At 67.9% G+C, this 19873-nt stretch carries 24 protein-coding genes; 14 read left to right on the top strand and 10 right to left on the bottom strand.

The features are described from left to right. Positions 1-16: 16 nt before the first annotated feature. Positions 17-829, top strand: coding sequence for a thiazole synthase (locus tag F790_RS0100240; RefSeq protein ID WP_019590535.1), 813 nt, complete (start codon positions 17-19; stop codon positions 827-829). Then, positions 826-1587 carry a tRNA (guanosine(46)-N7)-methyltransferase TrmB gene (gene trmB / locus F790_RS0100245; protein WP_019590536.1) on the top strand — a complete coding sequence of 254 codons (762 nt, stop codon included), beginning with the start codon at positions 826-828 and terminating at the stop codon, positions 1585-1587. Before F790_RS0100240 ends, trmB begins: the two co-directional genes overlap by 4 nt. Positions 1588-1596: 9 nt before the next feature. Here the strand turns inward: trmB and F790_RS0100250 are convergent, their stop codons facing one another. Further along, on the bottom strand, positions 1597-2454 hold the full coding sequence (locus F790_RS0100250) for a universal stress protein (protein WP_018869026.1): 858 nt from the start codon (positions 2452-2454) through the stop codon (positions 1597-1599). Positions 2455-2713: 259 nt separating this feature from the next. Between F790_RS0100250 and F790_RS0100255 the strand changes: the two genes are divergently transcribed. The 7 genes from F790_RS0100255 to F790_RS0100285 all read left to right on the top strand — a co-directional run bounded on the left by F790_RS0100255 (position 2714) and on the right by F790_RS0100285 (position 9876). Continuing rightward, on the top strand, positions 2714-4573 hold the full coding sequence (locus F790_RS0100255) for an SLC13 family permease (RefSeq protein WP_019590537.1): 1860 nt from the start codon (positions 2714-2716) through the stop codon (positions 4571-4573). A gap of 50 nt (positions 4574-4623) precedes the next feature. Next, positions 4624-5514, top strand: a complete 891-nt coding sequence (locus tag F790_RS0100260) for a phosphoribulokinase (RefSeq protein ID WP_019590538.1) — start codon at positions 4624-4626, stop codon at positions 5512-5514. Between the two features lie 164 nt (positions 5515-5678). Then, on the top strand, positions 5679-6140 hold the full coding sequence (locus F790_RS0100265) for a hypothetical protein (protein ID WP_019021552.1): 462 nt from the start codon (positions 5679-5681) through the stop codon (positions 6138-6140). After that, positions 6137-7273, top strand: coding sequence for an FIST C-terminal domain-containing protein (locus F790_RS0100270; RefSeq protein WP_019590539.1), 1137 nt, complete (start codon positions 6137-6139; stop codon positions 7271-7273). Before F790_RS0100265 ends, F790_RS0100270 begins: the two co-directional genes overlap by 4 nt. 28 nt (positions 7274-7301) lie before the next feature. Continuing rightward, entirely contained in the window at positions 7302-8333 is a 1032-nt protein-coding gene (locus F790_RS0100275) for an NADP(H)-dependent aldo-keto reductase (protein ID WP_019590540.1), read from the top strand. Positions 8334-8348: 15 nt separating this feature from the next. Continuing rightward, positions 8349-9140 carry a TatD family hydrolase gene (locus F790_RS0100280; RefSeq protein ID WP_018869032.1) on the top strand — a complete coding sequence of 264 codons (792 nt, stop codon included), beginning with the start codon at positions 8349-8351 and terminating at the stop codon, positions 9138-9140. Next, the gene (locus F790_RS0100285; RefSeq protein ID WP_019590541.1) at positions 9127-9876 is read left to right on the top strand and encodes a ThiF family adenylyltransferase; all 750 of its coding nucleotides are present in this window, start codon (positions 9127-9129) and stop codon (positions 9874-9876) included. The genes F790_RS0100280 and F790_RS0100285 overlap by 14 nt, the downstream gene beginning before the upstream one ends. 188 nt (positions 9877-10064) lie before the next feature. Here F790_RS0100285 and F790_RS0100290 read toward each other — a convergent pair whose 3' ends face one another. Next, on the bottom strand, positions 10065-10292 hold the full coding sequence (locus tag F790_RS0100290; protein ID WP_018869034.1) for a hypothetical protein: 228 nt from the start codon (positions 10290-10292) through the stop codon (positions 10065-10067). Positions 10293-10440: 148 nt separating this feature from the next. Here F790_RS0100290 and coaD point away from each other — a divergent pair, with 148 nt between their 5' ends. From coaD to ggt, 3 genes are read left to right on the top strand one after another with little or no spacing between them, the layout of a single operon-like run. Then, positions 10441-10929, top strand: coding sequence for a pantetheine-phosphate adenylyltransferase (coaD, locus tag F790_RS0100295; RefSeq protein ID WP_018869035.1), 489 nt, complete (start codon positions 10441-10443; stop codon positions 10927-10929). Positions 10930-10966: 37 nt separating this feature from the next. After that, positions 10967-11218 (top strand): YfhL family 4Fe-4S dicluster ferredoxin, encoded by a 252-nt coding sequence (locus F790_RS0100300; protein WP_018869036.1) that lies wholly within the window; start codon positions 10967-10969, stop codon positions 11216-11218. A 15-nt stretch (positions 11219-11233) separates the two neighbouring features. Continuing rightward, entirely contained in the window at positions 11234-12964 is a 1731-nt protein-coding gene (ggt, locus tag F790_RS0100305; RefSeq protein WP_019590542.1) for a gamma-glutamyltransferase, read from the top strand. An 8-nt stretch (positions 12965-12972) separates the two neighbouring features. On the opposite strand, the gene mutM is transcribed toward ggt, so the two are convergent. From mutM to F790_RS0100320, 3 genes are read right to left on the bottom strand one after another with little or no spacing between them, the layout of a single operon-like run. Next, a complete protein-coding gene (gene mutM, locus F790_RS0100310; RefSeq protein WP_019590543.1) occupies positions 12973-13800 on the bottom strand; it encodes a bifunctional DNA-formamidopyrimidine glycosylase/DNA-(apurinic or apyrimidinic site) lyase in 828 nt (275 codons plus the stop codon). Further along, a complete protein-coding gene (locus F790_RS0100315) occupies positions 13793-14749 on the bottom strand; it encodes a hypothetical protein (RefSeq protein ID WP_019590544.1) in 957 nt (318 codons plus the stop codon). Before F790_RS0100315 ends, mutM begins: the two co-directional genes overlap by 8 nt. Further along, positions 14746-15969, bottom strand: a complete 1224-nt coding sequence (locus tag F790_RS0100320) for an EAL and HDOD domain-containing protein (protein WP_019590545.1) — start codon at positions 15967-15969, stop codon at positions 14746-14748. The genes F790_RS0100315 and F790_RS0100320 overlap by 4 nt, the downstream gene beginning before the upstream one ends. Before the next feature lie 71 nt (positions 15970-16040). On the opposite strand from F790_RS0100320, the gene F790_RS0100325 reads away from it, so the two are divergent. Continuing rightward, on the top strand, positions 16041-16247 hold the full coding sequence (locus tag F790_RS0100325; protein WP_019021560.1) for a hypothetical protein: 207 nt from the start codon (positions 16041-16043) through the stop codon (positions 16245-16247). Between the two features lie 75 nt (positions 16248-16322). On the opposite strand, the gene rpmG is transcribed toward F790_RS0100325, so the two are convergent. After that, the gene (gene rpmG / locus F790_RS0100330; RefSeq protein WP_018869042.1) at positions 16323-16496 is read right to left on the bottom strand and encodes a 50S ribosomal protein L33; all 174 of its coding nucleotides are present in this window, start codon (positions 16494-16496) and stop codon (positions 16323-16325) included. 12 nt (positions 16497-16508) lie between these two features. Next, positions 16509-16745 carry a 50S ribosomal protein L28 gene (gene rpmB, locus F790_RS0100335; RefSeq protein ID WP_024329587.1) on the bottom strand — a complete coding sequence of 79 codons (237 nt, stop codon included), beginning with the start codon at positions 16743-16745 and terminating at the stop codon, positions 16509-16511. Positions 16746-16918: 173 nt separating this feature from the next. Between rpmB and F790_RS0100340 the strand changes: the two genes are divergently transcribed. Next, complete coding sequence (locus F790_RS0100340) at positions 16919-17785, top strand: dienelactone hydrolase family protein (RefSeq protein WP_019021561.1); 867 nt, start codon at positions 16919-16921, stop codon at positions 17783-17785. A gap of 64 nt (positions 17786-17849) precedes the next feature. Here F790_RS0100340 and phnE read toward each other — a convergent pair whose 3' ends face one another. Genes phnE through phnD form a run of 3 tightly spaced genes read right to left on the bottom strand, consistent with a single transcriptional unit; the run spans position 17850 to position 19801 of the window. After that, complete coding sequence (phnE, locus tag F790_RS0100345; RefSeq protein WP_019590546.1) at positions 17850-18656, bottom strand: phosphonate ABC transporter, permease protein PhnE; 807 nt, start codon at positions 18654-18656, stop codon at positions 17850-17852. Between the two features lie 21 nt (positions 18657-18677). After that, entirely contained in the window at positions 18678-19121 is a 444-nt protein-coding gene (locus F790_RS13665) for an ATP-binding cassette domain-containing protein (RefSeq protein ID WP_369773024.1), read from the bottom strand. Next, the gene (phnD, locus tag F790_RS13670) at positions 19076-19801 is read right to left on the bottom strand and encodes a phosphate/phosphite/phosphonate ABC transporter substrate-binding protein (protein ID WP_019590548.1); all 726 of its coding nucleotides are present in this window, start codon (positions 19799-19801) and stop codon (positions 19076-19078) included. Before phnD ends, F790_RS13665 begins: the two co-directional genes overlap by 46 nt. Positions 19802-19873: the final 72 nt, after the last annotated feature.

The following is a 19873-nucleotide window of genomic DNA, read 5'->3' on the forward strand; positions in this document are numbered from 1 at the left end:
TAACCGAGGAGCATGCATGAGCCAGATGGCCGCCGGATCCGCCGACGATCCGTTTCACGTCGGCGAGCGCCGTTTCGAGTCCCGCCTGCTGGTGGGTACGGGCAAGTACCGCGATCTGGAGCAGACTCGCGAGGCGATCGAGGCCAGCGGTGCCGAGATCGTGACCGTGGCCATTCGCCGCACCAACATCGGCCAGAATCCCGACGAGCCGAACCTGCTGGACGTGGTCCCGCCGGATCGCTACACCCTGCTGCCGAATACCGCCGGCTGCTACTCCGCCGAGGATGCGGTGCGCACCTGCCGGCTGGCGCGCGAGCTGCTCGACGGGCACAACCTGGTCAAGCTGGAGGTGCTGGGCGACGAGAAGACCCTGTACCCGGACGTGTTCGAGACGGTGAAGGCCGCCGAGACCCTGGTGAACGACGGCTTCGAGGTGATGGTGTACACCACCGATGATCCGCTGCTGGCGAAGCGCCTTGAGGACATCGGTTGCCAGGCGATCATGCCGCTGGCCGCGCCCATCGGCTCGGGTCTGGGGATCCAGAACCGCTACAACATCCGCGAGATCGTGGAGAACGCGTCGGTGCCGGTGCTGGTCGACGCGGGTGTGGGTACGGCGTCGGATGCGGCCATCGCGATGGAGCTGGGCTGCGACGGAGTGCTGATGAACACCGCCATCGCCGCGGCCGACGATCCGGTGCGCATGGCCCGTGCGATGCGTCACGCGATCGTGGCGGGCCGCGAGGCCTGGCGCGCCGGACGCATGCCGGCACGGCGCTATGCCTCGGCCTCCTCGCCCGAGACCGGGCTGTTCTTCGCCGGCTCATGACGGTCCCGCACGAATCGCACGACAACCGGCCCGCTGACGGGGACGGGGGGCGCCCGGCGCACCATCGCCGGGTTCGCTCGTTCGTGCGCCGCGAGGGGCGTCTGACCACCGGCCAGCAGCGCGCGCTGGATGAGCTCTGGCCGCGCTTCGGCCTGGATCCGGCGCCCGACGCCGGGGTGCTGGATCTGGCGGCGGTCTTCGGCCGCGAGGCGCCGGTGACCCTGGAAATCGGTTTCGGCGACGGCGACAGCCTGGCCGAACAGGCCGCGGCGGCGCCGGAGCGGGATTTCATCGGCACCGAGGTGCATCGCCCCGGGGTCGGGCACCTGCTCGGCGAGATCGAGCGCCGGGGGTTGACCAACCTGCGGGTCTCCGACCGTGACGCGGTGGAGCTGCTGGAGGCGCATTTCGCGCCGGGCAGCCTGGACACCGTGCAGGTGTATTTCCCCGACCCCTGGCACAAGAAGCGCCATCACAAGCGCCGCCTGATCCAGCCGGGGTTCGTGCGCGCGCTGGCGGGCTGGATCCGGCCGGGCGGCTGGCTGCATCTGGCCACCGACTGGGCGGACTACGCCGAACACATGCAGGAGGTGATGGCCGGGGCGACCGAGTGGTTCGCGCCGGACGGCCCGGTGCCGCGCCCGGAACGCCCGGCCTGGCGCCCCGAGACCAAATTCGAGCGCCGCGGGCTGCAGCGCGGGCATGCAGTGGCGGATCTGGTCTACCGGCGCACCGAGGCCCCCGCCCCGGCGGAGTGAAGCCGCGGCTCAGCCCTTCTTCTTGACCACCAGGACCGGGCAGCGCGCCTGACCGACGACGCGTTCGGAGACCGAGCCCATCAGCAGCCGCTTGAGCCCGGTGCGGCCGTGGCTGCCCAGCACGATCAGGTCGCGATGCTGGCGCTCCGCGATCTCGATCAGGGTGACCTCCGGGCGGCCTTCCTCGAACAGCGCATCGGTTTCCACGCCCGCTTCGCGGGCCTCGCCCTGCAGCCGCTGGATCGCGTCCACGCCCTCCTGGCGCCGGGCCTCGCTCTGTCCGGGCACGGCGACCGAGGCCACGGTCAGCGGCAGGCTGCAGTGCTGCGCGAGCTCCACGGCCGCACGCGCGGCCTTGTCGCCCAGTTCGGAACCGTCGGTCCCTACCAGCAGGCCCTGGCGCGGGGCTTCGGTGTCGCGCGGGACGACCATCACGTTACACGGCGCGAGTCCGATCACCTTGGCGGTGGCGTCGCCCACCATGAGGCGGGCCATCTCGCCGCGGGTGCGCCGGCCAATCACGATCAGGTCGGCTTCGTGCTCTTCCGCCACGCTGACGATCTCCTGATGCCGGTCGACCCCGTGGCGCAGGATGGCGGAGACTTCCAGGCCTGCCTCGCGGGCGCGTTTCTCCAGCGTATCCAGGTCACCCTGGGCCGCGACGCTGGCGTCGTGGCTGCGCCGCGGCGAGAGGGCGTCGTGCTGGGTGTCGGTCGGGATGATGCGCACGATCCGCAGACGTGCCCCGCAGCGGCCGGCCAGCTCCAGGGCCACGTTCTCCGCGGCGGTGCTGTATTCCGAGCCGTCGGTGGCGACGACGATGGTGCGAAACTGGGGCTGGTTGCCGGTGGACGCCGCTTCGGCCATGGCGGTTTCTCCTTCTCGATCGATTTCCCCAGCATACCGGAGGGGACACGGCCTGCGCACGCCTTCGGCACGGGCCCGTTTTTGCGTCCGGCCCGCCGGGATGGAATAATCGCGCGCTTTCAATGGGTGTTGTCTGCGGAGCTCCGCCCGGCCTGCGTGGCCCGGTGCTCCGCGCGGTGTCGTGACCGGACGACGCGCCCGTGCTTCCCGTGCCGGCGGACTGATTCCGCCGGCCTCGCTCCTTCAGGACTGGCGGTTCATGGAAAATCTGACGCTGACCACCGAAATGATCGTGGTGCTGGGCCTGCTCGCCTTCACCATCTTCCTGTTCGTCTCCGAGATCGTGCGGGTCGATCTGGCCGCGATCCTGGTGATGGTCCTGATCGGGCTGATCCCGCTGGTGTTCGGCGTGGTGCCGCTGCTGCCCGAGCTCGGCGAGCTGGTGGCGCAGGACGAGCTGTTCAGCGGGTTTGCCTCCAATGCGGTGATCTCGATCATCGCGGTGATGATCATCGGCGCCGGGCTCGACAAGACCGGCGTGATGCACAAGGTCGCCAGTTTCATCATGCGCGTGGGTGGCACCGGGGAGAAACGCATCATCCCCACGGTGTCGGGCACGGTCGGCGTCATCTCCAGTTTCATGCAGAACATTGGTGCGGCGGCGCTGTTCATGCCGGTGATGAGCCGCATCTCCAGCCGTCTGGGTATCCCGCTGTCGCGCCTGCTGATGCCAATGGGCTTCGCCGCGATCGTGGGTGGAACCATCACCCTGGTCGGTTCCAGTCCGTTGATCCTGCTGAACGATTTGCTGCCGGATGACATGGAGCGTTTCGAGCTGTTCGATGTCACGCCCATCGGCCTGGCGCTGCTGGCCACGGTGATCGTCTATTTCGTGCTGCTGGGGCGCTACGTCCTGCCGTCGGTGGGCGCGCAGCCGACCGCGACCGAAGGCACACGGGACTATTTCCAGCGGGTCTACGGCCTGTCCTACGGGATCCACGAAGTGCGCATCGCCGAGAGCGATCCGCTGGTGGGCCGGACGGTCGCCGATGTCGAACGCGAGACCGGCGTGGCGATCGTCGGCTCGCATGCTCGCGACGAGCTGCGCATGGCCCCCTGGACCGGCTACGAGATCCAGCCCAATTCGCGCCTGGCGGTGCTGGCCAGCCCGCGGCGCATGGAGGAGCTGAGCCGGCACCTGAAGCACCCGCCGTCCAGCGACCTGGACGTGTTCGCCAGCGCCCTGGACTCTTCCCAGTCCGGGATCGCCGAGGTCGCGATCTCGCCGGGGTCCAACCTGGCCGGCAAGACGGTGACCGAGGTCGCCATGCGTCAGACCTACGGGCTGTCGGTGATGCGCATGCAGCGCGGCGGCGAGGTTTACCGCGAGGGCCTGCGTGACATCCCGCTGGAGCCGGGTGACATCCTGGTGGTGCACACCACCTGGACCTCGCTGGCGCGTCTGGAGAAGGACCGCGACTTCGTCGTGATCACCTCGGACTACCCGCGCGAGGAGCTGCGCCCGAGCAAGGTCCCGCACGCGCTGGGCTTCCTCGCGGTGGCGGTTTCGCTGATCCTGTTCACCGACCTGCAGCTGTCGATCGCGCTGCTGACCGGGGCCATGGGCATGATCCTGACCGGCGTGCTGAGCCTGGACGACGCCTACAATTCCATCAGCTGGAAGACCGTGTTCCTGCTGGCCTCGCTGATCCCTCTGGGCATGGCGGTGGAGAATACCGGCACCGCGGCCTGGATCGCGCAGAACACCCTGGACATGCTGGGCACCGTGCCACCCTGGGTGCTGCAGGCCACGATCTTCGCGCTGGCCACGTTCTTTACCCTGGTCATGTCCAACGTGGGCGCGACCGTGCTGCTGGTGCCTCTGGCGATCAGTTTCGCGACCGCGGCCCAGGCTGCGGGCATGGATGCCGACCCGCGCGTGTTCGCGATCACCGTGGCCATCGCCACCTCCAACTCGTTCCTGATCCCGACCCACCAGGTGAACGCCCTGATCATGGGCCCCGGCGGCTACCGGGTGAAGGACTACATGAAGGCCGGCAGCATCATGACGATCCTGTTCGGCGTGGTCGCCATGTTCATGATCAATCTGGTCTTCTGACCCCGATTTGCTGACGTTTGTAACGCTTGATTGCGTAAGGAGAGACTCTCATGTCCCAGAAACATCCCGTGATCGCCGTCACCGGTTCTTCGGGTGCCGGCACCTCCACCGTGAAGCGCTCGTTCGAGTCGATATTCCGCCGCGAGCAGATCAACCCCGTGGTGATCGAGGGTGACAGCTTCCATCGCTATGACCGCAAGGCGATGAAGGAAGCCATGCAGAAGGCTGCCGACGAGGGCAACAACCATTTCTCGCACTTCGGCCCCGAGGCCAACCTGTTCGACCGCATCGAGGATCTGTTCAAGACCTACGGCGAGACCGGCCAGGGCGAGAAGCGCTACTACCTGCATTCCGACGAGGAAGCCGAGCAACACAACCAGCGTCTCGGCACCAACCTCGGTCCGGGCGAGTTCACCCCGTGGGAAGAGATCGAGCCGGGTTCCGACCTGATGTTCTACGAAGGCCTGCACGGGCTGGTGGCGGACGGCAACATCGATGCCTCGCAGCATGTCGATCTGGGTATCGGCGTGGTGCCGATCGTGAACCTCGAGTGGATCCAGAAGATCTTCCGTGACAACCTCGAGCGCGGTTACTCTGCCGAGGCGACCGTGGACACGATCCTGCGGCGCATGCCGGATTACGTGAACTACATCACCCCGCAGTTCTCGCGTACCGACATCAACTTCCAGCGCGTTCCGACGGTGGACACCTCCAACCCGTTCATCGCCCGCGACATCCCCACCCCGGACGAGAGCATGGTGGTGATCCGCTTCAGCGATCCCAAGAAGTTCGGCGTGGACTTCCCCTACCTGCTGAACATGATCCCGGACTCGTTCATGTCCCGGCGCAACACCATCGTGGTGCCCGGCGGCAAGATGGCTCTGGCCATGGAAGTCATCCTTGCCCCGATCATCCACGACATGCTGGCGCGTCGCGGCTGATCGCGAGTGCATGGCGCGGGCTGCGGGCCCGTTGCAGGGGCCGCGACCTTCGGGTCGCGGCCCTTTTTGTTGCTGCGGATCGCACGGCGCCGGGGCGCTCTTTTTCAACGCGCCGCCGCTTTCGGATAGGATTGCCTGCCTGTTCCCGAGATTACGGAGTTGCCGTGTTCGGATTGTTCGGCCCGCGTCCGGCGCGCCAGATGGAGCGTTTCCGCGCCCGCTACACCGGGCGTTCGCTGATCGTGCACCGGGGATTTTCCGGCGACTGGCTGGAGGAGCTGCTCAAGCAGCCCGGAGGAGGCGGACATTTCCGCATCGACAGCCGTCGTCTGCCGGCCGGTCGGGGCGCGACCCCGGTGGAATGGCTGGTGCAAACCCATGTTCTGCCGCTGGAGCTGCCGCAGCCGCTGTTCCTCGACATCCGCGAGGACGCGGTGCTGGCGCGGCATCTGGTGCGCGGCGAGCACGTGGTGCACCCCTCGGAGATCGCCTGGTTCCAGGAAGAGCTGGACACGCGGCATCACGCCCGTCTGGAGTTTGTCGGGAACGAACACATGCGGGCGGAGGTCGGTATCCCGGTCGAGGACAACGAGGCCCTCAGCATGCTGGAGCATCTCGGACTATGAACGCGAGCCAATCTTTCCTGTGTGCCAGCGCCACCGGCGAGGAGCCACGGGCGCTGGCCGCCGAGCTGGCCGATCAGCTGGGCGAGCTGGCCCCGGCGGCCGACGGGCAGGTGCGCGTGGGCTTCATCTACGTCTCCGATGAGATCGCGCGTAACGCCCGGCTGCTGCTGCGCGAGCTGCGCAAGAAGGCCCCCATCGATCACTTCGTCGGCGGCATGGGGATCGCGGTCATGGGCCGCGAGCACGAGTATTACGACGATCCCGCCGTCACCCTGATGGTCGGGGAGTTGCCGGCGGACTCCGTGCGCCTGATCCGGCATCCGGTGCGCTCCTTCGATGAACTGACCCGGGCCCTTGAGGGCTTTGTCGATCCGGCCACGCCGGCGCGACTGATTCTCAACGCCGATCCGCGCCTGGAAGACGTCGAGGGGATCCTGACCCGTATCGGCGAAGAGACCGCATGGTTCGCGACCGGCGGGATCAACTCCGGCGCGGACGACGCGGTCCAGATCGCCGATGGCGTGATGAGCTCGGGCATCACCGGCCTCGTGCTGCGCGACGACGTGCCGCTGGTGGCCCGCCACACCCAGGGCTGCACGCCGCTGCCCGGGCAGCACGAACTGACCGAGACCTGGCGCAACATCGTGGTGCGCCTGAACGGCGAGCCGGCGCTGCCGGCGTTCCGGCGGATCATCGGCGACGTGCTTTCGCGCGATCTGCAGCGCGCCCTGGGGTATATCCAGATCGGGTTCCCCATTCCCGGATCGGATACCGGGGACTATCGCGTGCGCAACATCATCGGCGTGGACATGGACCAGGAGCTGCTGGCGGTGGGCGAGACCCTGGAGCAGGGCTCGCGGGTGCTGTTCGTGCGCCGCGACGGCCAGTCGGCGCACGAGGACCTGGAGCGCATGCTGCAGCAGATCCGCGAGCAGTGCCCGGAAGGGATCCGCGGGGCGGTCTACGTGTCCTGTCTCGGGCGCGGGCGGCACCAGTTCGTGCACCCGGACGTGGAGCTGGGCACCGTGCAGCGGGCCCTGGGGGACGTGCCGCTGGTCGGCTTCTTCGCCAACGGCGAGATCTTTTCCAACCGTCTGTACGCCTATACCGGCGTGCTGACGCTGTTCACCTGACAACGCCCCGCCGGGGCAGGGGAGAGGCATGGAGTATCGCAAGCTGGGACGCACCGGCATCGACGTGAGCCTGATCGGCCTGGGCACCATGACCTGGGGCGAGCAGAACACCGAGGCCGAGGCCTTCGAGCAGCTGGACTATGCGCTGGAGCGCGGCATCAACCTGATCGATGCCGCGGAGATGTACCCGGTGCCGCCGCGGGCCGAGACCCAGGGGCTGACCGAGCGCTACATCGGCAACTGGCTGCGCTCGCGCGGCTGCCGCGACCGCGTGGTGCTGGCCTCCAAGGTCGCCGGGCCGGGCATGGACTATCTGCGCGGCGGCACGCAGCTGACCCGCGAGCACGTCGAACAGGCCGTCGATGCCAGCCTGGAACGCCTGCAGACCGACTGCATCGACCTCTATCAGGTGCACTGGCCGGCGCGCTCGACCAACTTCTTCGGCAAGCTGGGCTACGTCCACGATCCGGACGACCGGGCCACGCCGATCGAGGAGACCGCCGCCGCGCTGAAGGACGTGGTCGCCAGCGGGCGGGTGCGCTACATCGGCATCTCCAACGAGACGCCCTGGGGTTTCATGGAATGGCTGCGCCAGCACGAGCGCGGGCTGGCCGAGCGCATCGTTTCCATCCAGAACCCCTACAGCCTGCTGAACCGCAGCTTCGAGGCCGGTCTCGCCGAGATGGCGATCCGCGAGGATGCGGGCCTGCTGGCCTACTCCCCGCTGGCCTTCGGCATGCTCTCCGGCAAGTACCGCGAGGGGCGCAAGCCCGAGGGGGCGCGCCTCACGCTGTACGAGCGCTTCCAGCGCTACAGCAACCCGCAGGCGCTGGCGTCCACCGAGGAATACGCCCGGCTGGCCGAGAGCCATGGCCTGACGCCGACCCAGCTGGCGCTGGCCTTCGTCAACCGGCAGCCGTTCGTGACCAGCAACCTGATCGGTGCGACCACCATGGAACAGCTGCGCGAGAACATCGACTCGGTGAACGTGGCCCTGTCCGACGAGATCCTGCAGGCCATCGAGGACATCCACGCCCGCTACACCTACCCCAGCCCATAGTCCGGGGGCGGCGGCGTGGAACTGTTCGACACCCACGTCCATCTCGATCTGGATCCGTTCGATCCGGACCGCCCGGCGGTGCTGGATCGCGCCCGCGCCGCCGGGGTCACGCAGATGGTCCTGCCCGGCGTGACCCGTGACCGCTGGGCGGACATGGATGCCCTGGCTCGCCGCGAGCCGGGGCTGTATGTGGCCCGCGGCCTGCATCCGGTGTTTCTCGAACAGCACGCCGACGCGGATCTGGACGCCCTGGACGCCGCCCTGGATGCCGATCCGCAGGCGGTGGCGGTGGGCGAGACCGGGCTCGACGGCTTCGTGGCGGGGCTCGACTTCGACACCCAGTGGCGGTTCTACACCGCGCAGCTGGCCATCGCGCATAACCACGACCTGCCGGTGATCCTGCACTGCCGGCGCGCGGTGGATGCGATCCTCAAGGGGCTGCGCCAGCACCCGGGCGTGACCGCCATCCTGCACAGCTTCTCCGGCAGCGAACAGCAGGCGCGACAGGCGGTGGATCTGGGCTGCGTGCTGGGGTTCGGCGGGCCGGTGACCTTCGATCGTGCGCGGCGCCTGCAGCGGATCGTGCGCGACCTGCCGGAGGAGGCCCTGGTGCTGGAGACCGACGCGCCGGACCAGCCGCTGGCCGGGCATCGCGGCGAGCGCAACGAACCGGCGATGATCGCCGGGGTCAACGCGGCCGTGGCGCGTTTGCGCAACACGGACCCCGTCAGTACCGCTATACTCACAACCCGGAATGCACGCCGGGTTTTCCGGCTGGATACGGTCCGGACCAATGAGCGGCACTGACGAACTGCCACACGACGCCTATACCGAACGCACCGATCTCCTGCTGGGGGCGGATGTCACTGCCGGCCTGCGCGACCGGCATGTCTTCATTGCCGGGCTGGGCGGGGTTGGAAGCTATGCCGCGGAGGCCGTCGCCCGTGCCGGGGTCGGCCGCATGACCCTGGTCGACCACGATGTGGTCGCGCCGTCCAATCTCAATCGCCAGCTGGTGGCCCTGCGCTCCACGGTGCAGCATCCCAAGACCGACGTGATGGCCGAACGCATCCGCGACATCGATCCGGCGATCGCGGTGACCGTCCGGCGCGAGTTCCTCAACCCGGACACGGTCGCGGAGCTGATCCCGGAGGATGCCGATTACGTGCTGGACGCAATCGATTCCATCGCCTGCAGGGCCGCCCTGGTGGCCGGCGCGCAGGCTCGCGGGGTGCGGGTCATCTCGGCCATGGGGGCCGGCGGCCGCATCGACCCGCGCGCGGTGCGCGTGGGGCCGCTGGACGGCACCCGGGTATGCCCGCTGGCGCGGCAGATGCGCAAGCGCCTGCGGCGGCTGGATGCGCGCCTGGACTATCCGGTGGTGTTCTCCATCGAGAACCCGAGCAAGGGCACCGAGCACCGGCCGGTGGACGGGCCGCTGGGCGGGCGGCCGCGCTCGGTCAACGGCACCATCTCCTATCTGCCGGCGCTGTTCGGCCTGACCGCCGCCGGCGAGGTGATCCGCAGTCTGATCGACCGCTGAGGCTGCCTCGTTCGCCTGCAAGCAGGCTCCTACATTATCTGGTTGCATCGCCCCGTCTGCGGGAGCGCGCTCGCACGCCTGGTTCGCCTGCAAGCAGGCTCCCACCTTTCCGGTTGCATCGCCCCGTCGCCCCATCAATCCATCTGTGGGAGCGTGCTCGCACGCGAACCGGCAGGGCCCCGGGGTACTCAGCCCTTGCGCCGCTTGCGGCTTTCCTCGGCGTGCTTGAGCACCAGGGCGAGGTTCTGTTTTTCCACCTCGGTCACCTGCGGGTCCTGGTTCACGGCCTGGCGCAGGTGCCCGATCAGCTGATCCAGTTCCTCGCGGCTGATCTGCTGGAAGTTGAAGCCGCCGCCGTAACGGGATTCCAGTTCGTCCCAGTAGTCGGCCAGCGGCGGGCGGTATTCGTCGGTCATGCGTGTCTCCCGGTGGGCCCGGCGTGTGTGTGCGCCGCAGTGTAGCGGCTAGAGGCGCGCCTGTCGGCCTGCCGGCGACCCGCGAGTTTCCCTCCGGCGGCGGGTTGCGGTGTAATGGCGCCCCCGAACCGTACTGTCTGCGAGCCGCATGCCGATTACCGCCATCTATCCCGGGACCTTCGATCCCGTTACTCACGGGCACACCGACATCGTGCGTCGCGGCGCCTGCCTGTTCGACCGGGTGGTGGTGGCGGTGGCCGCGAACCCCGGCAAGAGCCCGGCGTTCCCGCTGGAGACCCGCGTGGAACAGACCCGCGAGGCGCTGAAGGACGTTCCGCGGGTGGAGGTGATCGGGTTCGACTCCCTGCTGGCCCATTTCGTGCGCGAACAGCAGGCCACGGTGATCCTGCGCGGCCTGCGTGCGGTTTCCGACTTCGAGCACGAATTCCAGCTGGCGGCCATGAACCGTCAGCTCGCGCCCGAGGTCGAAACCCTGTTCCTGACACCCGCCGAGGAATACAGCTTTGTCTCGTCCAGTCTGGTACGGGAAATCGCGCGCCTGGGCGGCGATGTCTCAAAATTCGTGAGCCCCGGGGTGGCGCGCATGCTGGCCCGGGATCCCGGGGTGGCCGACTGACCGCTCGCACCCCTTCCTGGCCCGAGGAGGAAAAGCCATGGCCCTGATGATCACCGACGAATGCATCAATTGTGACGTCTGCGAACCCGAGTGCCCGAACGAGGCCATCTACCCGGGCGACGAGATCTACGAGATCGATCCCAATCTGTGCACCGAGTGCGTGGGGCATTACGACGAGCCGCAGTGCCAGCAGGTCTGCCCGGTGGACTGCATCCCCCTGGATCCGGATCACAAGGAGACCCGCGAGCAGCTGATGACGAAATACGAAGCCCTGATGGCGGCGAAATAGCCGGGGCGGCCTGTCATGCGGCGCCACCTCCTGACCGTCACGCTGTTCGGGCTGCTTGCGGCCCCGCTGGCCTCCCCGGTTGTTGCCGGGCCCGCCGACACGTCTGCCGATACGCCCGGCGAACATGCCGTCGCCACCGCCCATCCCGAGGCCACCGCGGCCGGCGAGGCGATCCTCGCCGACGGCGGCAATGCGTTCGATGCGGCGGTGGCGATCACCGCGGCGCTGGGTGTCGCGGAGCCCTATGGCTCCGGGCTGGGCGGCGGGGGCTTCTTTCTGCTGCACGAAGCGGACAGCGGCCGCACGCTGATGCTCGACGCGCGCGAGACCGCGCCCGCCGCGGCCGATCGCGACATGTACCTGGACGAGGACGGCGAAGTCATCGACGGGCTGTCGCTGGACGGGGTGCTGGCCGCGGGTATCCCGGGGATGCCGGCGGGGATGGATCATCTGGCGACGGAGTACGGTGCGCTGTCGCTGGAACAAAGTCTGGCCCCGGCGATCCGCCTGGCGGAGGAAGGCGTGACCATCGGGCCGCGTTATCAGCAGATGGCCGAGTTTCGGCATCAGGCGCTGCGCGACGGCGCCGATGCCGCAGGGATCTTCCTGCGCGATGGCGGGCCGCCGGAGGCCGGTACGGAGCTGGTGCAGCCGGATCTGGCCGACACCCTGCGGCGCCTCGCCGCCGACGGCCGTGACGGCTTTTACACCGGCGAGCTGGCGCAGATCCTGGTGGAGGGCGTGCGCGAGGCCGGGGGGATCTGGAGTACCGAGGACCTGGCGGGCTACGAGGTCGTGGAGCGCGACCCGGTCCGCCTGGAATGGAATGGCGCCGAGATCGTGACCGCCGCGCCGCCGTCCTCCGGGGGTGTGGCCATCGGCCAGATCCTCAACATCCTGTCCTTCCACGATCTGGATGAGATGGAGGAGGATGCCCGAATCCACCTGATCCTGGAGGCGATGCGCCGGGCCTACCGTGATCGCGCCGAGTACCTGGGCGATCCCGATCATGTCGACATGCCGCTGCAGCGGCTGCTGTCACGCGATTACGCGGCCGGCCTGCGCGCCGGGATCCACCCCGATCAGGCGACGCCCAGCGACGGCCTGCCGCCGGTGGTGGAGCCGGGGAATCGTCCGGGGATCGATGACGCGGCGGAGAGCCCGCAGACCACGCATTTCTCGGTGATGGACGCCGACGGCAACCGCGTGGCCGCGACCCTGACGCTGAACTACCCGTTCGGCTCCGGCTACGTGGTCCCGGGCACCGGCGTCCTGCTGAACAACGAGATGGACGACTTCTCCGCCAAACCGGGCGAGCCCAACGCCTACGGCCTGATCGGCTTCGAGGCCAATGCCATCGCCCCGCAGCGGCGGCCGCTGTCGTCCATGAGCCCCACCTTCGTGGACACCGGCGATCGCGTGGCCATCCTCGGCACCCCGGGGGGCAGCCGCATCATCACCATGGTGCTGCACGGCATCCTCGGTGTGGTCGACGGTCAGTCGATCGACGAGGTGGTGGAGGCCCCGCGCTGGCACCACCAGTACCTGCCCGACCGGGTCGAATTCGAGACCGGGGCCTTCGACACCGAGCTGCGCGGCAAGCTGGTGCAGCGTGGCCATCGTCTGACCCCTCAGGTGCGCCCGTTCGGCGACATGCAGGCGGTGCTGTGGGAGCGCGAGGCCGGACGGCTGGAGGCGGCCTCGGATCCGCGCGGCGAGGGCGAGGCGCGCGTCTTCGAACGCTGAGCCCCGGGTCAGCGCTGGCAGCTCGGGCAGTAGGCGCTGGCCCGCTGACCCACGCTGCGGGTGCGGATCGGCGTGCCACACACCCGGCAGGGCTCCCCGGCGCGCCCGTAGACCTGCAGTTCCTGACGGAAGTAGCCATGGCTGCCGTCCTCGCGCAGGAAATCGCGCAGGGTCGTGCCGCCGCGTTCGATGGCGGCGGCCAGCACGGCCTTCACGTGGCCGGCCAGACGGCGGTATTCGGCGCGGGTCACGCGGCCCGCCGCGCGCCCCGGACGGATGCCCGCGAGGAACAGTGCCTCGGTGGCGTAGATGTTGCCAACGCCGACCACCGTGGCCTGATCCATCAGAAAGGCCTTGACCGGACCGCGGCGGCCGCGGCTGCGCCGGAACAGGTAGTCGCCGTCCATGTCCGCGTCCAGCGGTTCCGGCCCCAGGCCCTCCAGCAGCGGATGGGTGGCGGGGCCGCCGTCCGGCGCGGGATCCAGTGGCAGGCAGCAGCCGAAGCGTCGCGGATCGTGCAGACGGATCTCGCTGCCGCTGTCGAGGACCAGACTCAGGTGATCGTGGCGCCGCAGCGGCGTATCAGGGGCGCAGTGGCGCAGGCTGCCCGACATCCCCAGATGCAGCAGCAGTCCGGTAGCATCGGTATCCAGCAGCAGGTACTTCGCCCGCCGCCGCAGGCTGCGCACGGTGGCGCCGGCGATCCGTGCCGGGAGATCCGCCGGGACCGGCCAGCGCAGCCGCGCGTCGCGAACTTCGAGTTGCAGGATGCGCCGTTCGCGAAGCAGGGGTTCGAGGCCGCGCCGGGTGGTCTCCACCTCCGGCAGCTCAGGCATGCACGCCCTCGATCTCGATCAGCAGCTCCTGGCGGCAGACATCGCCGCGTACCCATTGCACCGGCGGAGTCCGTTCACCGTAGTGCTCGCGCAGGATCGCCTCCACGGTGTCGCGATGCTCCGGGTGGCGCAGATAGACCCGCAGCCAGCGCAGCCCGGGCAGATCGGCGCCACCCTCGGCATGCAGGGTGTCCAGGTTGGCCAGGGTCTCGCGAGTCTGCGCGGCGATATCACCCGGGTGCCGGCTCTCGTGCCCGGTGATGCTGGCGGTGCCGGAGATCAGCAGCATCGGGCCGCGCGGCGTCTCGATGCGGGTGGCGCGGGCGAAGCTGGGGCTTTTGGGGCTGTAGCGTTCGGGGTAGTGGTACGCGCTGACCTGGCGCGGGTTCTCCACCGGAGTTCCGGGTTCGCGCGCGGCGATGGCGTGCACGAACAGGCCGGCGTGGTCGGACCCGATCGCGGTGGCGGCGGGCATGCCGCCCAGCGGGATCTCCAGGGCCTCCAGGGCCTCGGCGCGCCCGGTGCAGAAGGCCTGATAGCGTTCCAGCCCCTGCTCCGGCTCGTGGATGCGGCCAAAGAAGTTCCACATGCGCAGCAGGTACGGATAACCCGCCTCGCGGCAGGCCGCGACCAGGTCCCGGTATACGTCCCGGGTGCGTTCGCGCAGGTCGTCGTCGGGGCCTTCCCGCGCAATGAACAGGACGTCGCCGCAGACCATCCGGTAGACGCCCCCTGCTCCGGACGGGGCGCTGCTCGCCGGCCCGGCGAACCAGCGTTCCTCCGGCGGGGCGGGGTCCAGCGAGGCCAGCCCCGGGTCGATCGCCAGGGTCGTGCCGTTCGCTCCCGCGCAGCGGATACCCGGATCGTTCGCGGGCCGCAGGCTCAGGTCTGCGGGCTCTGCGGATGCGGTATCCGCCGGTATCAGGCGTGTATCCAGATCAATGGTCATGTGCTGCTCGCTCCCTGCATCTCCACCAGCATGCTCTCCGTCCAGCGTACCGCTTCCATGTACAGTCGCCCGGCAACCTGGGGTGACACCGGCGAAACCTCGAACGGGAACCGGCGATCCGGGTCTTCGAAGGTCTCGATAATCCGGGGTACGGCGCCCAGCTCCCCGCTGTGCTCCAGCAGGGCATCCTCCATTGCCGGGCTCAGATTGAGCTCGCCCAGTACCCGGTGCAGCGGAATGCCCAGCACCCGGTCCAGCCCCGACAGCAGGCCGAGGGTGAAGTAGCGCTCGGACTCGTTCGGCACGCCCGAAGGCGCGGCGAGCAGCGCGGCCATGCGTGCCCGGATCATGACCTGTTCCAGGCCCTGGCGCTGCGGGGTGCTGGTGCGCAGGGCGGCAACCATCGCCAGCGAGCGCACGCGGTCGGTCCCCAGCAGCACGATCGCCTCGCGCAGGGTCTCGATCGGACGGCGGTGTCGCAGCAACGGGCTGTTGGCCTGGCGCAGCACATGGATGGCCAGATCGGGGTGGGCATTGATCTGTGCGGCCAGCTGCTCGGCCGACATCTCCGGATCCTGCAGTTTCTCGATCAGCTGCAGCAGGCCGACTTCCAGCTGCTCCAGGCGCTGGCCCTCCACCACGTTGGGGTAGGACAGGAAAAAGCCCTGGTAGTACAGGAAGCCCAGCTCGCGGCAGGTCGCGTAGGTAGCGGCGTCCTCGACCTTTTCCGCCAGCAGCTCCACGTTGAAGGGTCGCAGGCGCTCGATCTCGGCGCGCAGGCTGTCGCCATCGAACGCCAGCAGGTCCAGTTTCACGATGTCCGCCAGCTCGATCAGGGGCGAGTCCTGTTCGCGGAACTGGTAATCGTCGAGGGCGATGCGGAAGCCGTGTTCCTTCAGCCGGCGCACGGCGGCGATGACCTCGTCGTCCACCACGATGTCCTCGAGGATCTCGAGCACTACCTGTTCGGGCGGCAGGCTTTGCAGGACCTCGTGATCGAGGAAGCCGCGCGGCAGGTTCACGAACGCGAGGTGTTCCCCGACGAGGTTCTCCATGCCGATGTCGATGAAGGCGCTGTGCAGCAGGTCGGAGGTCGCGAGATCGCCGTCCACCACGTTGGCCTCGCTGGCATTGGCCCCGGCCCGGAACAACAGTTCGAACCCGATGGTGCGTTCCTCGCCATCGAAAATGGGTTGCCGTCCGACAAAAATTGGCTGCATGCTTATTGTCTGCAAACGATGTGGATCGGTCCTTCCTGCGGGACACGGGCCGCAACAAGAGGAAACGCGACATGGATTCCATCAACGCGCCGTTCGGGGAGATCGTGGAGCTGCGCCAGATCCTGCACGACTCCGGGATGCCCCTGCTGCGGGTCATTATCCGCGATGGTGAACGTTACACCAAGATCGAGCTGGATCCGGCCACGGCCCATCGCTGGGGCAGGCTGATGACCCGCTGGGCCGAGGACGTGGTGGAGGCGCAGGGCGGCGACAGCTGACCCCGCCCCGCTCGAAGTCCGGCCACAAAAAAGCCCGGCATGGCCGGGCTTTTTCATGCGCGCGACGGGCCGCGCTTACTTGATCTTGGCTTCCTTGTACATCACGTGCTGGCGGATGACGGGATCGAACTTCTTGATCTCCATCTTTTCGGGCATGTTCCGCTTGTTCTTGGACGTGGTGTAGAAGTGACCCGTGCCGGCGCTGGAGACCAGCCGGATCTTTTCGCGCCCCTGATTCTTGGCTGCCATCGTGCTGCCTCCTTAGACCTTTTCGCCGCGGGCCCGGCAGTCGGCCAGGACTGCCTCGATGCCGCGCTTGTCGATGATGCGCATGCCCTTGCTGCTCAGGCGCAGCTTCACGAACCGCTTTTCGCTTTCCACCCAGAAACGATGGGTGTGCAGGTTCGGCAGGAAGCGACGCCGCGTCTTCCGCTGGGAATGCGAGACATTGTTACCGGTAGCCGGGCGCTTGCCCGTCACCTGACATACTCGGGACATCGGGGCTACTCCAGATGTTCGGGTCGGGACGAAAGATCGCGGATACTAGCGGATACCGGGGCCGCGCGCAAGGGTCGGGCGTCATGGACGGCGAAGGCGGTCCGTTGCGTCTATCTTTCGATGCGAAGTGAACCATGAGCTGCAACCAGCGGGGGAAGAGCATGAAGGGAGCAATGGTACGGGGTATCGCGGGCGCGTTTCTGGCCGGCATGATGGCAGGGCCGCTGGCAGCCAACGAGGCGCAGACCGGCGACGGCCAGTGGTGGTGGGACGATGGCTGGTGGCAGGAAGGCCAGCTGAATCCCGACATCGAGAACCACGAGGTCGAGGTTGAACGCCTGGAATACGAGCGTGACGGCGTGATCGTTCCGGCGATGGTCGCGCGCCCGGCCGACGGCGAGGACTATCCGGCCATCCTGTGGTCGCACGGGCGGCGCGGGCTGGACCATCTGGCCGAGCTGCACGTGAAACGCCTGGCCGCGCGCGGATTCGTGGTGCTGGCGCCGGATCTCTATACCGGTCGTTTCATCGAGACCCACCCGCTGGACCACGACTACGAACTGGAAGGGGATCTGGACCGCGGTCTGGACGAGCTGCTCGCGCGGGAAGACATCCTCGGCGACCGCGCCTGCCTGGTGTCGATCACCCGGGGCGGGTACAAGACCCTCAAGGTCGCGGTGACCCATGAACGCCAGGTGGATGACGTGGCCTGCTGGGCGGGCTATTACCCGCATGTGCAGGACCCCAACCTGGGCGAACCCCACCAGGTGTATCGCTATGCCAGCGAATTCAATCAGCTGGAGATCCCGGTGATGATCCTGATCGGGGACGAGGAGCAGTACCAGCGCCACCGGACCGCAAAGATGGCCGCCGACGGGCTCGAGGATCGTGGTGGCGACGTCACGTGGATCGAATACCCGGGCGTGGGTCGTGGCTTCGACTTCCGCAACGGCGACAACCGCACCTTTGCCGATGACCTGGCCGCGCGCGATGCCATGGTCCGCGTGACCCGCTTCGTCAACGAGCACCTGCGCGACTGAGGTACACACAAGAAAGCCCCTCCGGTCCTGCGACCGGAGGGGCTGGAAGGGCGTGTTCCGGTGGTCAGATTACGCGGCGGCGGATGGCCGAGGAGATCTGCTCGAAACCGATAACAACGACCAGGATCACCAGGATGATGGTCAGTGCCTGGTCGAACTGGAACATGCGCATCGCGGTGGAAAGCTCTACCCCGATCCCGCCGGCGCCGACCAGACCCAGCACCACGGCCGAGCGGATCGCCTTTTCCACGCCGTACAGACTGGTCGCGGTCATCGAGGCCATCGACTTGGGGAGGATGGCGCCGAAGATCACCGAGAGCCGGCCCCCGCCGGTGGAGGTCAGCGCCTCGGACGGCCCCTTCGAGACCTCCTCCACGCGCTCGGAGAAGAAGCGCGCGCAAAAGCCGATGGTGTCCATGATGATGGCCAGGATCCCGGCCAGCGGGCCGAGTCCGACCGCGACGACGAAGATCAGCGCCCAGACCAGTTCCGGGATGGTGCGCATGGTGGCCACGATGGTCCGGCTGAGGGTCCGAACCAGACGGTTCGGGGCGGTGTTCGAGGCACACAGCAGGGCCATCGGCACGCTCAGGATGACACCGACCGTCACGCCCACGATGGCCATGTTCAGGGTTTCCAGCATGGACCAGGCGATCGGTTCCAGCCGGCTGGTCTCGGGTGGCCAGGCCTGAGCGAAGAATCCCCCGAGATTGCCGAATCCCTGGATCAGACGCGCGAAGGTGACATCGACGGACAGAAAGCCCTGAATGAAGAAGGCGGCGAAGCCGACGAGGATCACCCAGGTGAATACGGAAGGTGAGGTGAATCGGGCGGGCGCGAGGGCGGCCACGCGTTGATCGACTGGATGCATGATGCGGTTTCCGCTGGCTGTTCAGGAGGTGGAGGCAGTGGCCGCGAGGGGGGCTTCGGCTCGCGGGTCGGCATCCACCCGCACCTCGCCCTGGTAGAGCGATTCAAGGCTGGAAGTATCGAAATCGTCGATTTGCCCCTGCAGCTGGATCTTGCCGGCCTTCATGCCGAGCAGACGATCGCCGTACTCGCGGGCCAGGTCCAGCTGGTGCAGGGTGCACACCACGGTCATGCCTTCTTCCCGCACGATCTCCCAGAGCAGGTCCATCACCTCGCGCCCGGACCGCGGGTCGAGGCTGGCGACGGGTTCGTCCGCGAGGACCAGCCGCGGGGCCTGCATCAGCATGCGCGCGATGGCCACCCGCTGCTGCTGCCCGCCGGAGAGCGTGTCGGCGCGCTGGCCGGCGCGGTCGGCGAGCCCTACCCGGCCCAGGCAATGCTCTGTTCGTTCACGTGGGCGACACAGGCCTGATCCAGGCTTCCGCGGGCAACAAAGGCATCGCGGGGCATGGTGTCGCTCTCGGCAATGACGCGGTAGTCACCGTTCGGGTCGCGCTCCTTCACGCGCGCAACATCACGCACGCCGGAGCCCATGGCATCCACGTCGCGGTTGATCAGGGCCTCGAAGCGGGCGCCATCCAGCAGATGGGTGTTCACGTCGCGATCAAGATCGAGACCGGCGTTCACCAGCATCCAGGACGGTACGATATGACCGGTGGTGGAACCGGGGTCCTTCAGCGCGATGTCCTTGCCACGCAGGTCTTCCAGCGAATGGATATCGCTGTCGGCGTGGACTACGAAGGCCGTGCCGTACTCGGCACGTTCCAGACCCACCATCAGCTGCACATCCTGACGCGAGCGCATGACCGCGTACTCGGACGGGCCGGCCAGGATGATGTCCACCTGATCGAACTGCAGCGCGTTCACCGCGGCGGTCCGGTCACTGACCGGGAAGAATTCGATTTCCGAGCCCACCGCTTCACCCAGGGCATCACCGAACGGCCCGAAAGTACGCACCATTTCCTCCATCCCCTCGATCCCGGTGTCGGCGAACCGGAGCGTGTCGGGACAGGGGGCGGCATGGGCCGCGCCGGCGGACACTCCGAGGGTTGAGGTCAGAGTCAGTGCAAGGATGGTCTTTTTCATGCGATCTCCGGAAGAGTCTTTGCCGTGTGAGGAGGGCGATACTGCAGCGACGACATTTCAGGCGTGTGGCGC

The organism is Thioalkalivibrio sp. ALE20, assembly GCF_000381405.1.
In the GTDB taxonomy this organism is placed as follows: Bacteria; Pseudomonadota; Gammaproteobacteria; order Ectothiorhodospirales; family Ectothiorhodospiraceae; genus Thioalkalivibrio.